At 33.6% G+C, this 15,396-nt stretch carries 14 protein-coding genes; 6 read left to right on the top strand and 8 right to left on the bottom strand.

Annotated features, from left to right (window positions below; genetic code table 11):
• Positions 1-3: 3 nt before the first annotated feature.
• From thiH to ABWH96_RS09320, 3 genes are read left to right on the top strand one after another with little or no spacing between them, the layout of a single operon-like run.
• The gene (gene thiH, locus ABWH96_RS09330) at positions 4-1,113 is read left to right on the top strand and encodes a 2-iminoacetate synthase ThiH (RefSeq protein WP_375581187.1); all 1,110 of its coding nucleotides are present in this window, start codon (positions 4-6) and stop codon (positions 1,111-1,113) included.
• On the top strand, positions 1,113-1,826 hold the full coding sequence (locus ABWH96_RS09325; protein ID WP_375581186.1) for a ThiF family adenylyltransferase: 714 nt from the start codon (positions 1,113-1,115) through the stop codon (positions 1,824-1,826). The genes thiH and ABWH96_RS09325 overlap by 1 nt, the downstream gene beginning before the upstream one ends.
• Positions 1,827-1,829: 3 nt before the next feature.
• Positions 1,830-2,066: a hypothetical protein gene (locus tag ABWH96_RS09320; RefSeq protein WP_375581185.1), complete on the top strand. Its 237-nt coding sequence runs from the start codon at positions 1,830-1,832 to the stop codon at positions 2,064-2,066.
• A gap of 67 nt (positions 2,067-2,133) precedes the next feature.
• Here ABWH96_RS09320 and ABWH96_RS09315 read toward each other — a convergent pair whose 3' ends face one another.
• From ABWH96_RS09315 to ABWH96_RS09305, 3 genes are all read right to left on the bottom strand, one after another.
• Positions 2,134-2,619: a hypothetical protein gene (locus ABWH96_RS09315; RefSeq protein WP_375581184.1), complete on the bottom strand. Its 486-nt coding sequence runs from the start codon at positions 2,617-2,619 to the stop codon at positions 2,134-2,136.
• Between the two features lie 79 nt (positions 2,620-2,698).
• Positions 2,699-3,415 carry an MbnP family protein gene (locus ABWH96_RS09310; protein WP_375581183.1) on the bottom strand — a complete coding sequence of 239 codons (717 nt, stop codon included), beginning with the start codon at positions 3,413-3,415 and terminating at the stop codon, positions 2,699-2,701.
• Positions 3,402-4,520 carry a cytochrome c peroxidase gene (locus tag ABWH96_RS09305; RefSeq protein WP_375581182.1) on the bottom strand — a complete coding sequence of 373 codons (1,119 nt, stop codon included), beginning with the start codon at positions 4,518-4,520 and terminating at the stop codon, positions 3,402-3,404. Before ABWH96_RS09305 ends, ABWH96_RS09310 begins: the two co-directional genes overlap by 14 nt.
• Positions 4,521-4,710: 190 nt before the next feature.
• Here ABWH96_RS09305 and ABWH96_RS09300 point away from each other — a divergent pair, with 190 nt between their 5' ends.
• The 3 genes from ABWH96_RS09300 to ABWH96_RS09290 all read left to right on the top strand — a co-directional run bounded on the left by ABWH96_RS09300 (position 4,711) and on the right by ABWH96_RS09290 (position 8,624).
• Positions 4,711-6,189: an aminopeptidase P family protein gene (locus tag ABWH96_RS09300; RefSeq protein ID WP_375581181.1), complete on the top strand. Its 1,479-nt coding sequence runs from the start codon at positions 4,711-4,713 to the stop codon at positions 6,187-6,189.
• Positions 6,190-6,339: 150 nt separating this feature from the next.
• Positions 6,340-7,746 (top strand): aminotransferase class V-fold PLP-dependent enzyme, encoded by a 1,407-nt coding sequence (locus tag ABWH96_RS09295; RefSeq protein WP_375581180.1) that lies wholly within the window; start codon positions 6,340-6,342, stop codon positions 7,744-7,746.
• 248 nt (positions 7,747-7,994) lie between these two features.
• Positions 7,995-8,624: an LON peptidase substrate-binding domain-containing protein gene (locus ABWH96_RS09290; protein ID WP_375581179.1), complete on the top strand. Its 630-nt coding sequence runs from the start codon at positions 7,995-7,997 to the stop codon at positions 8,622-8,624.
• A gap of 28 nt (positions 8,625-8,652) precedes the next feature.
• On the opposite strand, the gene ABWH96_RS09285 is transcribed toward ABWH96_RS09290, so the two are convergent.
• From ABWH96_RS09285 to tilS, 5 genes are all read right to left on the bottom strand, one after another.
• A complete protein-coding gene (locus tag ABWH96_RS09285; RefSeq protein WP_375581178.1) occupies positions 8,653-11,859 on the bottom strand; it encodes a T9SS type A sorting domain-containing protein in 3,207 nt (1,068 codons plus the stop codon).
• Positions 11,860-11,936: 77 nt separating this feature from the next.
• Positions 11,937-12,158: a VF530 family DNA-binding protein gene (locus ABWH96_RS09280; protein ID WP_375581177.1), complete on the bottom strand. Its 222-nt coding sequence runs from the start codon at positions 12,156-12,158 to the stop codon at positions 11,937-11,939.
• A 357-nt stretch (positions 12,159-12,515) separates the two neighbouring features.
• On the bottom strand, positions 12,516-13,436 hold the full coding sequence (mdh, locus tag ABWH96_RS09275) for a malate dehydrogenase (protein WP_375581176.1): 921 nt from the start codon (positions 13,434-13,436) through the stop codon (positions 12,516-12,518).
• Positions 13,437-13,561: 125 nt separating this feature from the next.
• The gene (locus tag ABWH96_RS09270) at positions 13,562-14,089 is read right to left on the bottom strand and encodes a Crp/Fnr family transcriptional regulator (RefSeq protein ID WP_375581175.1); all 528 of its coding nucleotides are present in this window, start codon (positions 14,087-14,089) and stop codon (positions 13,562-13,564) included.
• Positions 14,076-15,395 (bottom strand): tRNA lysidine(34) synthetase TilS, encoded by a 1,320-nt coding sequence (gene tilS, locus ABWH96_RS09265; protein WP_375581174.1) that lies wholly within the window; start codon positions 15,393-15,395, stop codon positions 14,076-14,078. The genes ABWH96_RS09270 and tilS overlap by 14 nt, the downstream gene beginning before the upstream one ends.
• Position 15,396: the final 1 nt, after the last annotated feature.

The raw sequence follows: 15,396 nt of genomic DNA, 5'->3' as shown, positions 1-15,396 counted from the left end.
CTTATGAGCTTTAAGAATATTTTTGATGCCCAAAATTGGGATGAAACGAAAGATTCCATTTACCACAAAACTTCAGCAGATGTTGAAAAAGCGCTTACCACTAAGCACAGGACATTAGAGGATTTTAAAGCCTTGATTTCACCTGCAGCAGTACCTTATTTAGAAGAAATGGCGCAAATAAGCCGTCAGATTACACAAAAGCGGTTCGGAAAGACGGTGCAGCTTTTTGTTCCCATGTACTTAAGTAATGAGTGCCATAATATCTGTACTTATTGTGGTTTTAGCTTTAATAATAAGATCAAGCGTAAAACCTTGACAAAGGCTGAAATTTTAGAGGAGGTAACCGAAATTAAGAAACAAGGATTTGACCATATCCTGTTAGTCACAGGAGAGGCTAATCATACTGTCCATGTTGATTATTTTATTAAAGCAATGGAGGTCATAAAACCTCATTTTTCTAACATCTCCATTGAGGTGCAGCCTTTAGATGAGGATGAATACCAGAAATTGCAACAGGCAGGCTTGAATGCAGTCTTGGTCTATCAAGAAACTTATCATAGAGCAAAATATAAGGACTACCATCCCAAAGGTAAAAAATCAAATTTTGATTACCGATTGGAAACCCCGGACAGGATTGGCAGAGCAGGCATGCATAAAATTGGATTGGGAGTGCTGTTGGGTTTGGAAGATTGGCGTACAGATTCGTTCTTTTGCGCCATGCATCTTCAGTATTTGGAGCAAACTTATTGGCAAACTAAATACTCTCTTTCATTCCCAAGAATACGCCCTGCAGAAGGCGTGGTACCGGAAGAACAAAGTATTACAGACAAAGAGTTAGTACAATTAATCTGTGCTTATCGCCTGCTGAATGAAGAAGTGGAACTATCCATTAGTACGCGCGAATCGGAAAGCTTCCGCAATAATATTTTCAAATTGGGCATAACAAGCATGAGTGCTGGGTCCAAAACCAATCCTGGAGGCTATAGCGTGGAAGAAGGATCATTGGAGCAGTTTGAAATATCGGATGAACGCACCGCAAAACAGATTGCTGAACTTATTAGCAATAATAGTTATGAGCCTGTCTGGAAAGATTGGGACAAAACATTTCAATAATGGCAGAGATTTCTAAAACAGAAATAGGGCGCTACAGCCGACAGCTAATGCTAGCTGAAGTAGGTTTTAAGGGACAGAAAAAACTGAAAGAAGCGAAAGTGCTTATGATCGGGGCAGGAGGTTTAGGTTGTCCTGCCCTGCAATATTTAGCAGCTGCTGGTGTGGGGCATATTGGAATAGTCGATTTTGACAAAGTAGAACTGCATAATCTGCAACGACAGATTCTATTTACTACAGAAGATATTGGCAAAGCAAAAGCGGAGACTGCTGCGGAAAAATTAAAAGCACTTAATCCAGAAATTTCTTATCAGGTTTTTAATGAAATGATCAAGGAGGAAAACGTTGAAGAAATCATTTCTCAATTTGATATTATTGTGGATGGTTCTGATAATTTCTTGACACGCTATCTGGTGAATGATAGTTGTGTAAAGCTTAATAAACCACTTGTTTATGGATCTATTTTGAAATTCGAAGCGCAATTGGCTGTTTTTAATTATAAAGGAGGCAAAAACCTGAGAGATCTCTATCCCGAAGCTCCCAATCCTGAAGATGTGCCAAGTTGTGATGCCAATGGTGTTTTGGGAACTGTACCAGGTATTTTGGGCGTCTCTATGGCGAATACGGTAATCCAATTAGTTTTAGGAAGTTATTCTGGAGAGCACTTGATGTTGTTCAATTTTGAAAACTTATCTTTACAAAAATTTAAATTGTAGAAAATGAAAGTAATAGGTGAGCTTCCGAATGATTTTTGTAAAATCAGTTTATTTCAATGGAATGAGAAATACCTGGTAAAATTTGAATTAGGCTTGTATGAACAAACTTTTAAGATTGATGAATATGAGGTGGCAGATGTGGAGGAATTGAAAAGCCTAATTTCCGAAGATTTTATCAAAAAAGTGATGAAACGTTTTGATGAAATGCATGCAGATTGGGGTGAAATTGCTTTGGGTTAACTATTGAAGATGGCATAATAAAAAAGTCTCCAATTCTATTAAACTTAGTATTGGAGACTTAATTTTTTTAATTAATTGTAATACTTCCTGTCATTCCAGAATGTATTGTACAAACATAATTATTGAGTTCATCCGCTAAGGTTTGAGTTAAAGTAAAACTGAAGCTAGAACCACTTGATTGAAAGTCAACTTCTGAGTCTCCTTCAAAGCTTCCGTCTACACTATTCATGCTTAATAAAATGTTGTTTTCGCTGTCCCGCAATGCAAATGGATGAACACTTGCATTTGTAATTGTTAGCTCATAGCGTGTGCCAACAGTCAAATCCCAAGTGCTATTATCTTCATTCAAAGTTGTGGCATCTTCATCGCCATTAATTGCACTGACGAAATATGCTGATGACCCTGAGTTATCTACCGTCATTTCTACAATATTAATGTCATTATCATCTTGATTATCGTCATCATCATTCACAACATCTTCAACATCATCTTGACAAGAAAATGCCAAAAATAAAATCGGAAGAAATAATAATAATTTTCTAAAATTAATCATAATCCTTATTTCAATATTTAAATACTATCGACAATAAATTATACTATATTTTGAGATATAGTTATTAACTAAGTTAAGCTTATTCAATCAAATTCACAAAGCCATCTTCATAATTCTCTCCAATTAAATCAGCTTCGTTATTGAACTGGAAGTCACTTAAAACTTCAAAATCTATGGTATTTGGGTTTTGAAATGCTTCTAATAAATCTAATTCAAATACCAATTTATTATTTTCTCCTGCAAAATTTATACTTTGATCAAATTGAAAAACTTGTGCCTTTAAATTCACTTCTGTTCCTATATGAACTACTACACCTCTTCTATTTTCTTCTTTATCTTGAAATTCACCATCCATTCTGACAAACTTATAACCTGTAGTCCAGTTCCATGCCATATTGTTGGAAGGGTCTAAATCGCCTACTATTTCCCCTGACAAATTTTCGTCACCTACAACACCTAAATAAAAACGAATGGCCTTATAATCCCCAGATGGTACCTGATCTAGGTTTAAACTAAATTTATTTGCATTAGTAGGTTCAATTAAATGATAACTTTCAGGAATTGCATAAACTTCTTCATCAGATTTTATCAATCTGATTTCACTAAAATAAGTCCTCCAAAGTCGAAGTGAAAATTCATTCCCAGCTTTATTTGTATAAGTCTTTCCATATTCAAAATCCTCATTTCCAGCCTTATGAATAAATTCCAATTCTAAAGTGGTGATTTCTTCTACATCTTCTTTACAAGCAGAAAACAAGAGTGGGGACAGTAATAATAGGTATTTAATTGTTTTCATTTTCAAATGGGTTAGAGAATTGTGGGTTATTTATAAATTCTTCATCAGTTAACATATGTAGAAATGCCAGTATATCTTCTTTTTCTTGGTCTGTAAGGAATAATTGAGGTCTTTCTCCTGACTCCTGATTTTCATTACTCCCTTCTATAATTAAAATATCGAGCGTACTGCTTTGATGGATACCATTATCATAATGCTCAATCACCTCTTCAAGCGTTTCAAACCTTCCATCATGCATATAAGGTGCTGTTAATGCGATATTTCGTAAGCTTGGAGTTTTAAACCTTCCTTTATCTGAGGGATTTCCTGTTACTGACATAAGGCCTTCATCCATGTTTTCGTCATTGTCCAGCCCATTATTATGAAAACCTTGAAACTCATCAATAGCCCCAGAAGTTAACGGCCCTAAATGACAATCTCCACAATTCCCTCCTCTAAGCTGTCCAGGAATAGGATGCGTAAAAAATAATTGCTCTCCCCTTCTCTCTGACTGCGTTGGTTCATATTCCCCTCTTAAATATTGATCGTATTTTGAATTGGAGGAAATCAATGCTCTCTGAAATTGAGCCAAGGCTTTCCCAATTAACTCTTCTGTGATTTCATCCGTTTCAAAAGCTTCTTGAAATAATGCATTATAACCTGCATCCTCTAGTTTTTGAATGGCATTATCAAAATTTTCATGCATTTCAATAGGGTTCCTGATTGGCTCAGTAGATTGCTCTTCCACACTTTGCATCTTTCCATTCCATGTAAATTTTTCTGCCCAAAGTAAATTTACCAATGACATGCTGCTCACCTCGCCATTTTGCCCGTCTATGCCAGAGCTAAATGGTTTACCATCTGTAAAAGCTTTGCTTTGTTCATGGCAACTCGCGCATGACATACTATTATCCCCAGATAATTTCTTTTCATAAAAAAGCATTCTCCCAAGTTCAAAGCCTTTGGTAGTGGTGGGATTATCTGCAGGTATTCGTTCGTTGAAACTTCCAAAATATGAAGGTGCACTTAATTCAAAATCATCTTCAGGTTCATACTCCTTCACTTTGGGATCACAGCCGAAGGAAATAATTATGAATAGAACAGAAGAAAACAAAATTAATCGCATTTTAAAAGATAGAAGAAATATTAATTGATCAAAAACATAAAACGTATTTTATATGAGAAAAAGTTTATATATTTTGAATTTAATTATTTAATAAAGAAATAAAATCCTAATTTTTTAGATTATTTAACCACTAATATAAAATTTCATATATGTAGTTTAATATTTTCCTAAATTCCAAAAAATCTAAATTATGAAAATCGTACACACACTTTTAATATCAATTTTTATTTCAACTGCAGTTTTTGGTCAGGGTCAAAAACCACAAGACTTTTTATCAAGTGACTTTCATAAAGAAAGAAGGGAGATTTTAAGAAATAAAATGCCAGGAAATTCAGTTGCTGTTTTCTTTTCAAACCCTATTCGCAACCGTGCCAATGATGTGAATTTCAAATACCATCAAGATCCTAATTTTTATTATCTGACTGGTCACCGACAACCACATGGATTGCTTATGATCTTTTCAGAAGAGCAAAACATAAATGGTAAAGTCATGAATGAAATCATATTTGTAAGGGGTAGAAATGCTTTGGCTGAGTTATATGATGGGGGTAGAATTAGTACTGCAGAAGCGGTGAATGACCTAAAACTAGAGGTAGCTTTTGAAACACCAGATTTCGAATCTTTCCCAATCGATTTTTCAAAATTCTATCAAGTTTTATTTTATGATTTCGAGAATGATGTTAGGGAAACACAAGAAGAAGGAGATTTATATGATTTAATTTCTCAATTTAAGAAAAAGGTAAATTATCCTGATGATAGTAATTTAGACATCACACCTGAGCCGCAGGAGAATAATTTAAACACCACACTCTTAGATGAATTGTTACGCCCAATGCGCGGCATCAAAACCAAAGAAGAATTGGATTTACTGAGAAAAGCAGTAAAGATTTCAGCCTTAGGTCAAGCGGAAGTTATGCGTGCTATGAAGCCTGGCATGTCTGAATTGGAAGTACAAGGAATGCATGAGTTTATTTATAAAAAATACAAGGCTGAGTATGAAGGTTATCCAAGCATTGTAGGTGCAGGTCATAATGGTTGTGTATTGCATTATATTGACAATTATAAACCAGAAATTGAGGATGGAGAATTAATTTTGATGGATTTAGGTGCTGAATATCATGGTTATACCGCAGATGTTACTAGAACTATTCCAGTAAATGGTAAATTTACAAAAGAACAAAAAGCAATTTATGATTTGGTTTATGAAGCACAGGAGGCTGGTATGTCCGTAGCCAAAGCTGGTGTACCCTTTTCAGCTGTTTTTGATACAACACTGGCTGTAATTAATAAAGGTTTGTTGGAATTGGGTATAGTAAAGAGTCTGAATGAAGAAGATTTAATTGATCCAGCCACTGGTAGGCATCGATACTACCCACATGGATGTTGCCATCATATTGGGCTTGATGTGCATGACTTAGGAGAATATGGTACACTGGAAGAAAATATGGTCATCACAATAGAACCTGGCATTTACATTCCAGAAGGTAGTCCTTGCGATGAAAAATGGTGGGACATTCCAGTAAGGATAGAAGATGATTATTTAATTAAAAAAGATGGGATAGAATTGCTGTCAGATGATGCGCCAAGAAAAAGTAGTGAAATTGAGGAATTGATGCAAGAAGAAAGTGCTTTCGGACAGTTTAACTTACCCGATATTGAAGAAAAATAAAAGTAGCTTACTCAACCACCAAAAAGTACAATTGTAACCGAAAATATTTTTATAAAAAATAAAAATCATCTAGATTGCCATAATTATTAACAACAGTCTGTGTACAGATATGAGTACTCAACTAATAGTATAATTATACCAATTATTATAATGAAATCACTGTCAAAGTCAAAAAAAGGCGAGCATGAGATTCAAGAATTATCCCACGATGAATTCTTTAATCAACTTCGGCAAAAAGAGTATGATAGATTAGACAAGGAAAAGCATGTTTACCTTGATTACACAGGTGGGAATTTGTACTCAAAATCTCAGCTGGAACAGCATTTTAAAATGCTTAGTGAACATACTTTTGGAAATCCACATTCAACCAATCCCACCTCTAAAATCTCCACAGCATTAGTAGAAGAAGCGCGAGAATCGGTTCTTAAATTCTTTAATGCCTCTGACTATTATTGCATTTTCACACAAAATGCATCCATGGCTTTGCAGATTGTTGGTGAAAGTTACCCATTCGAGAAAAACGGACATTTCCTCCATTGTGTAGACAACCACAATTCAGTTATCGGAATAAGAGAATATTGTACTAGAAATGGCGGATCACACGAATTCTTCCCAATAAACTTCGATGACCTTTCTATTTCCGATGAAGCATTATTAGAGAAACTAACGAAATCAAAAGGTGATAACAAATTATTAGCCTATCCTGCTCAATCCAACGTCTCAGGAGTAAAGCATGACTTAAATTATATTAAGATAGCCCAAGAACTTGGCTGGGATGTCCTGCTAGATGCAGCGGCATTTGTTCCCACATCAGTTTTAGATTTAAGTAACTATAAACCAGATTATGTTACCGCATCATTTTATAAAATATTTGGTTTTCCTACAGGGATTGGTTGTTTACTAGTAAAGAAATCATCCTTTGAAAAACTTCAAAAGAAATGGTTTGCTGGTGGTACGGTAAGGTTATCCTCAGCTCAGACTCCCTTCTTCTTTCTGATTGATAATCACGAACGATTTGAAAATGGTACAATCAACTATTTAGGAATACCCGCAGTAAAAACAGGCCTTGAGTATATTCAAGATATTGGCATGAATAGAATAAACGACCGTGTTGATTCGCTAATGAAATACCTCCACAAAAATTTAAAATCATTAAAACACTCAAATGGTACAAATCAATTGAATATTTATGGGCCAGATAAGCGAGAAAATTGTGGAGGAACTATTATCATGAATTTCCATAACCCTGATGGATCCAAAATTTGGTTCGAGAAAATTGAAGAGATTGCCAATTCTAAAAAAATATCAGTTCGAACAGGTTGCTTTTGCAATCCAGGTATAGATGAAATAAATTATCATTTAACAATTGATGAATTGAGCGATTGCTATACAAGCGTAAATAAGGACAACGTTAAGGATTTACGTGATTCTTTAGAAAAAATGAGAGGTGCCATAAGAGTTTCCGTAGGTTTGGCTACAAATCAAAAGGATCTTGACACTTTTATTTCTTTTGTAAAAGAATTAAAAGATAAAACAATTGTTAATACGGAATCTTAGAACTTAAGATCAAGTTATTAATAAAATCTTTTACTTCATCTAAATTTATTTATTGACTGTAAATACTTCAAAAATCATCAGGAGAACTTACTACCAAATACATTTCAATAACATAAGAATAACATAAATATTTTATTATTTAGATAATAAATTGTCTTTTTCTATGGAAATAATTTTATTTTGTTTACAAATGAAACCTAAAAATTAAACAATCCTTATAAGTACATGTACCAACACCAAATACCAAAATGAATCGAACAATACCACTTTTCCCATTGAATTTAGTGGCATTTCCGTATCAAAATTTAAATCTTCATGTATTTGAGCCACGCTACAAGGAGCTTGTATCTGATTGTATCAAGGAAAGTACCACTTTTGCAATCCCATCATATGTGAAAAATAGAGTTGAATACGGAACTGAAATGGAAATCCGTGAAGTCACCAAAGAATATGATGATGGACGTTATGATATCAAAACTAGGGGAAAGAGAATTGTAAAAGTATTGGATATGGAAAATCCATATCAAGATAAAAAATATGCCATTGGAGCAATTGAAGAAATCCCTAATAAAAATAATGGTGATATATTACTAAAAGAGGAAATCTATGAAGCTGTTCAGGAAATGTATGATTTAGTAGAGGTGGATAATAGACAACTTTCCATGGATTTTCAGGTTTTTGACATTGCTCATCAAATAGGACTCTCCACTGAAGCTGAATATGAACTGATACAATTAACTGAAGAAAGACAACGACAGCGATTTGTTTTAAACCATTTGAAGGTATTGTTACCTAAATTAAGAGACATTCAAAGATCCAAAGAATTAATTCAAATGAATGGGCATTTTAGAAAATATAATCCTCCTCAAGAATTTTAGTATTAAGCCAACTCCAAAGTTGGCTTTTTTATTTTTTGATTATTCGTTGTTGATATGAGTTATTATCATTAAAAATCTTCAATAGAAAAACACCCTTTTGTAAATCATTAATCCTCAATACCTTACTGTAATTCAGTTCTCCTTCAAGTATTACTTCACCACTCAATTCCATTAATTGATATTGATACCCTTCTAGTGTTAACACCTCGATCTTAAGGTCAGATTCAACAGGATTCGGGTAAATCAAAAATTTTCTGTTAAGTTCAGAATCATTTGAAGTAATTATTTCTTCAACACCTTTCAGTGCTATTGTGTGCTCTTCTCCTCCAGAAACATGAACTATCTTTCCTGAAATCTCACCTCCCCTTGCAGCAATAGGTGTAAAGCGAACATAAACTTTAATTTCTGGTATATCCCCTCTTTCATTAATTGGCAGTTCTAAATCATTTGTGAAATTGGAGTTTTCCAGCAAACTGATATCAAAATTCTCACCTATTGAAATACTGAGGTTTTCTGATAAATTTTCGGCTTGAATGCTATAAGATTGAGGTGCTGAATATTCATCAAAAAGGATATTACTAAAACTTAAACCATCTTTAGGCACGTCTATTGTCAATATTGTGTCTCTTGGTATGATTTCTAAATCTTGAGTAAATTCTGGGTAAATTTGAAATGTATCATTATTAGTGCCGATAAAACCGTTCACATTAACTTTCCCATATGGGATTTCAATTCCTACCAAAGGATGATTTTCTTTATTTAATTTGAGCATTAAAGAGTCAGAATTTTCATCTTTTAAAAAATACTCCCCCTCGGTAAATGAGCCTTCACCTAAAATATCTAAGTTCTCAATTCTTACTAGCTGTGATTCCACAGATTTATTAATCTCAGCGATAGATTTTAAAGTAGGTTCAATCACTATAGAATCAGATGAAAGTATACTGATTTCCTTTTCAGGAAGAATGGTTAACCAATCGGATTCCTTTTTCAAAATACCTTCAACCTCTATACTGTCTCCAAAATTTAGACTAGCAGAATTAAGTCCCTCAATTGCTATTCCCGCAGTTTCATCTTGAATTATCCTTTGAGATTCGAAATAATTCTCTCCTCCAATTACTACTCCTTGAACTCTTACTCTATCTCCTATTGATTTATTTCTTGCAACTGCTATGGTGGATAGATTCAAAGTTCCCTCTTGTCCGTATATAGCTAAATAGGCAGTATCAGCAGCTTGACTGATATGCAAAATATTACCTGTATAAGATTCTCCTAAAGAGTTATCAGGTGAAAATCTAACAAAAATTTCTTCCTGAATAGCGTTGTCCCTTAAAATAATAAGACTATCATTTTGATTAGTAAATTCAGAATTCAATGAAATTTGAAAACCTTCAGGAGCTTTAATAAATAAAGTGTCTTTTAAACTATTTGCCAAAAGTTGATAAGACTGATAATCAGATTGATTAGGAAAAGAAATGATTCCAAAATCAGATTTAAAACCAATGCTATCAATATTGATTTGAGGTTTAATGAAATTAATCTTTTTCTGCTCACTCAAAGTTCCATCATCAACTGTTAAAATAACTTCTTCTGAAACATCATAATTTAGTTTATCAAATTTCGTTTCCCCGTCAATTAAATCTTTTTGTAAAATTCCTGATAAGGTTCCTGATCCATTTGCAGAAATATTTACTGTCCGAACAGATAGGTCAATATTATCATGAGAATCTAATGCTGAAACCAAAATACTAAAATTATCCTCTATGAAATATTCCTGATAATCACTGGTTACACTTAATTGAGTGGCAACCACATTTATATAAGATCTATTTGAGGTAATGGGTAATGAAATGGGATTAACAAAAGATGAACCGTCTACATCAGCTCCAAAACTATGATTTTTAGGGATTTCAAAGCCTAAGGTTTCTCCATCTGTTTGAGTTTCATTCAACCATATAGCAAGAGTTAATGTTTCTGTAGATCCATCTGCAACAGCATACTCATTTGCTGTAAGGTCAAACTCAATATTATCTGGATTGATGGATAAATTTGTAATGCTCAAGTCAGCAGCACCATCATTTAATTTTGCTCCTTTAATAACTGATGACCAATCTTCCACTTCATTTTCGGTACTTTTTTCAATTTTAATAGTATTGAGCAAAGTAGGTTCTCCATCACCACTGCCTTGATCGGAAACATCAAATCTGAAAACCTCTACTGCATCTTCTTTAGTATTGACCAAGGAAGAAATATCAGTGGAAGGAATTTGAGTTATGGGAACATTAATTTCACTATCATCATCAAAAGAATTAGTAGTCGTTATTACAATCGTTTCACTGTTGGCTAAGTAGCATTGGTCATTAGTATGATATTCAAAAATAGCAAAATGATATTCAGTGCCTTGGGTCAGTCCAGAAATTTGAACTGAAGAAGCATTACCATCATAAACCACAAAATTGCCTGATCCTATTTCATCAGCGGACCCACTGCTAAAATTTGCATCAGAAGTATAGCGAATACCATTTTGAGGAGTTTCATTTACAGCACTATTTTCTTTTGCCAAAATTACAACTCCATCACCATCTCCACTAGTCCAATTTAAGGTGATTTGATTATCATCTATTTCAGCAGAAGAGGGTGTAGAAAAACTTGCTTGCGTAGTAGGAGAAGTACAGGCAGTTCCAAAAGTTTGAACTGCATTCAAACTTCCTTGAGTAGCTTCAGTAGGACTTTGCCATGCAAAATCTGTATAAGTTGTTCCACTTCCAGATAATTGTATAGAGTATCCTATTGGTGTTGTACCAGTTTCTTCAAAACCCACATCTTCTGAATCAACTCCATCTGCTGGTTCACCTACTCCACTAAAAGAACCACCATAGCTTATAAATAGAATTAAAGTGCCATTATAATCTAATGATAATCCATCTGGTCCATTTTGTATTCCTGATATATCTTTAGAATAAAATGTGAATCCATTTTCTGTGTTTCCTTCGGTAAATGTAGCTAAAGAATGAGATTCGTATGATTCACCACCATTCCCATTATAAAAGTTTAAAGTAAATAAATCTAAATCATAAGAGCTGGTATCTTCAATTACAACTTCAACAAATTCTCCCTCATCTGTACTTGTATTATCATAATGAAATTCATTGATCCAGACATTTTGGGCTTGAAGATTAAATATGCAAAATAGTATTACTAGAAAGGATAAAATAGGTTTTGGCGAAAATGACATCATTTTGAATACAATAGTTCCTATTCAAAAATGATAATTTACCTTTAAAATTCATAAAATATTGAAGAATTTCTGAACATCTATTTCTTCAAACTTTTGACATAAAGCCGTTCAACTTTTTCTCTGGCCCAAGGTGTTTTCCTTAAAAAAGTCAAGCTTGAATTTATGGAAGGGTCATGATTAAAACTGTTAATTTTAATTCTTTCCCCTAATTCCTCCCAGCCATAAACTTCTACTAAATGCTCTAAAATAGCTTTAAGTGTTATCCCATGAAGTGGATTATTGGGTTGTTGTTCAGGCATAATAAACTATTTTTATCAATTCGGTAATCGTTATAAATATTTGCTTTCCCCGTTTGGGGTGTTTTCACTCAAACTTTTCACTACTATAAATTAAACGTCCGCAGACGTCCTTGACGCTAAAAAGGTCTCGCAAAGCCGCAGAGACGCAAAGTTTTCGCAAAGAGAATAAGTTTGTTATCTAATTTGAAGTTCAGTTCAAAAGACTGCGAGAAATTAAACTGAATATCACAGAAATTTAAAGTTAAAAACATCTTATAATCTGAAGTATTAATTCAGAGGAGTGATTAAGCTATTAAATAAAAAAAGCATCTGCCACAAAAACAGATGCTTTCAATATATCTTAAATCAAATTACTTCTTACAATAAACCATTAGTTTTTCTTACTGCTTCAGCACTTTCATTCAATTTTGCTTTTTCAGCATCATCTAATTCAATTTCAACAATTTCTTCAATTCCATTTCTACCAATGATGGCTGGAACACCTATAGAAATGTCTTTCAATCCATATTCCCCATCTAATAAACATGAGCAAGGGAACATTTTCTTAGAATCATTTGCGATAGCATGAACCATTGCAGAAACTGCAGCACCTGGTGCATACCAAGCAGAAGTTCCTAATAATTTGGTCAAGGTAGCTCCACCTACTTTAGTTTCTTCTTTTACGTTTTCTAATTTATCGTTAGAAATGAATTTAGAAACCGGTACACTATTTCTAGTTGCCAATCTTGTCAAAGGAATCATTCCAGTATCACTATGACCACCGATTACCATTCCGTCAACATCAGAAGCAGGACATCCTAAGGCTTCAGCCAATCTATATTTGAAACGAGCTGAATCTAAAGCTCCACCCATACCAATGATTTTGTTTTTTGGTAAACTAGTTGCTTTGTGAGCCAAATAAGCCATAGTATCCATTGGATTAGAAACCACAATGATGGTCACATTTGGTGAATTCTTAATTAAATTTTCAGCTACTTGTTTCACGATTCCAGCATTGGTTGAAATCAATTCTTCTCTAGTCATCCCTGGTTTTCTTGGGATACCGGAAGTGATTACAGCTACATCACTATCAGCTGTTTTGCTATAGTCATTTGTAACTCCAGTGATTTTAGTATCGAATCCATTTAATGAAGCGCATTGCATTAAATCCATGGCTTTGCCTTCAGCAAAACCTTCTTTAATATCAACCAATACTACTTCCTCTGCAAAATTTTTGATGGCAATGTATTCGGCACAACTTGCACCCACTGCACCAGCTCCTACTACGGTAACTTTCATTTTATTTATTTTATAAGTTAAACAATCTTAATTTCGCTCACAAAAGTACAAAAAATAATGCTATTCTTTTGGAGATTCCTGAAGTGTTTCACAGGCTAGAATAGCATAAATTGATAAAAAGTTATTTACATTTTCCCATATACATGACCTAAATCGAAAAAGCCGAAATTGGTCTTATAAGTTGAAAATAAACGAGCCATATAATCATTTTGTTGCTGTGTATAAGACTCTAATACTTTCGCTTTAATTTTAGGATAATGATCAAATATTTCAAAAATATTAATTTGGGGAATTACGTAAATTTGAGCTTTTTCAGAAGCCACTACGGCATTATAAATTCTTCTTGCATCAGGAATTAAGGCATTATCTCCAAAGGATTTATTCTCTGTTAATATACCCAAACTTTCAAATCTATCTTGAATGTCAATAGTCAATGATATTTCTCCCCTTTGCGTTAAATATAATGCATGGCTTGGATCGTCTCGAAAAAAAACAACCTCATCCTTTTTATAAACCCTCATATGCATGAAAGGTATAAAGTGAGATAGTTGTTCGAAGCTCAACTGTTCGAAAAGTTTGATCTCCTTCAAAAACTTAAAAAGCACCATTTGCTTATGGTCATATGTCTTTTTAAATGGATTAAGAACCTTCATATTCTATTCGTAAAATTTTTGTAGTGTCTTTTTTAACTTTAAATGGGTCGGAAAATTTATGTCCAATAACCCAAACAATTTCTCCACCTGACTTTAAAACCATTACTCGTTTTTTATCGGGTAAAGGAATCTTTTGATCAATCAATATATCACTAATTTTTTTCTTACCCTTCATTCCTATCGGTTGAATTTTATCGCCTTCTTTCCACAAATCAATTTCAATAGGCTCTTTCAAACTTTCGGAAGCAATAAATGCTACATTTTGATTTTCATCAAAACACATCTCTTTATTATTATTTATTAATTTTAGTTTCAAAGTTCCAAAAGGTGTTTCTACTTTTTTCTCTTCAATCTCAATTTTCTTCGAAAAGAATTTAAAATGCTCATCATCACTTATTTTAGAAAGCAAAATATTGTTCCTATCAATGCTTAAAACGCAAGTTGGGCTAAATAATTGAGCACCCACTCTATTAAAATCAAATGATTGCAATTGCGATAAACCAAAACCATAAGTTGACAATAATTCCGAAAAGTAAACTACTGCATATGGTATGCTTAATATTGATTTATCTATTTCAACAACTTGATCTTTAAAAGTGAAATACTTTTTAGAAATTCCCCCTAATTTCTCTTCCCATGCTAATTCAGTTGCACGAAGCCGTAAAACTGTTTGTTGAAAACCAGACAACAAATTGGGATTGAGCTCCAATAATTGAGGCATTATATGATGCCTAATTTTATTTCTGCTATAATTTTCAGATGCATTTGAGCTATCTTCTCTCCAAATGATTGAATTTTCTTTTGCAAAGTACAGCAAATCGGACTTCTCCGCAAAAAGTAAAGGTCTTGCTATTCCGTTCTGTATTGGTAAAATACTTCTCAATCCTTTTATACCCGTCCCTCTGCTTAAATTCAAGAGTGCTGTTTCTAATAAGTCATTGGCATGGTGTGCAGTCAGAAGCTTATCAAATGAATGTTTAGCCATTAATTCATTGAACCATGTATAGCGCAAATTTCTGGCCTGAATTTGTGTAGAACCAGAATCTTTGTTTATCTCAACTTTCTTGACAAAAACTGTGACACCTAATTGGGTTGCCAATTCCCTAACAAATTCTTCATCTTTATTGGAATCTTCTCCTCGTAATTGAAAATTCATATGCGCCAATGAAAAACGGAAATTATTTTGGCTTAATAAGTGCGCTAAAACAACAGAATCAACCCCACCACTAATTGCTAATAGCAAATGTTCGTTCTTCTCAAAAAGGTTTTCTGATTTAATAAATTCTAAAAATGACGCGCTTAACATA

It is taken from the genome of Marivirga tractuosa (assembly GCF_042140215.1).
GTDB lineage: Bacteria > Bacteroidota > Bacteroidia > Cytophagales > Cyclobacteriaceae > Marivirga > Marivirga tractuosa_A.
This window is presented reverse-complemented; position numbering and strand designations above follow the sequence as displayed.

Coding starts and splice junctions, on each gene's coding strand:
- thiH (WP_375581187.1), top strand. CDS start 4: ATGAGCTTTAAGAATATTTTTGATGCCCAAAATTGGGATGAAACGAAA.
- ABWH96_RS09325 (WP_375581186.1), top strand. CDS start 1,113: ATGGCAGAGATTTCTAAAACAGAAATAGGGCGCTACAGCCGACAGCTA.
- ABWH96_RS09320 (WP_375581185.1), top strand. CDS start 1,830: ATGAAAGTAATAGGTGAGCTTCCGAATGATTTTTGTAAAATCAGTTTA.
- ABWH96_RS09315 (WP_375581184.1), bottom strand. CDS start 2,619: ATGATTAATTTTAGAAAATTATTATTATTTCTTCCGATTTTATTTTTG.
- ABWH96_RS09310 (WP_375581183.1), bottom strand. CDS start 3,415: ATGAAAACAATTAAATACCTATTATTACTGTCCCCACTCTTGTTTTCT.
- ABWH96_RS09305 (WP_375581182.1), bottom strand. CDS start 4,520: ATGCGATTAATTTTGTTTTCTTCTGTTCTATTCATAATTATTTCCTTC.
- ABWH96_RS09300 (WP_375581181.1), top strand. CDS start 4,711: ATGAAAATCGTACACACACTTTTAATATCAATTTTTATTTCAACTGCA.
- ABWH96_RS09295 (WP_375581180.1), top strand. CDS start 6,340: ATGAAATCACTGTCAAAGTCAAAAAAAGGCGAGCATGAGATTCAAGAA.
- ABWH96_RS09290 (WP_375581179.1), top strand. CDS start 7,995: ATGAATCGAACAATACCACTTTTCCCATTGAATTTAGTGGCATTTCCG.
- ABWH96_RS09285 (WP_375581178.1), bottom strand. CDS start 11,859: ATGATGTCATTTTCGCCAAAACCTATTTTATCCTTTCTAGTAATACTA.
- ABWH96_RS09280 (WP_375581177.1), bottom strand. CDS start 12,158: ATGCCTGAACAACAACCCAATAATCCACTTCATGGGATAACACTTAAA.
- mdh (WP_375581176.1), bottom strand. CDS start 13,436: ATGAAAGTTACCGTAGTAGGAGCTGGTGCAGTGGGTGCAAGTTGTGCC.
- ABWH96_RS09270 (WP_375581175.1), bottom strand. CDS start 14,089: ATGAAGGTTCTTAATCCATTTAAAAAGACATATGACCATAAGCAAATG.
- tilS (WP_375581174.1), bottom strand. CDS start 15,395: ATGTTAAGCGCGTCATTTTTAGAATTTATTAAATCAGAAAACCTTTTT.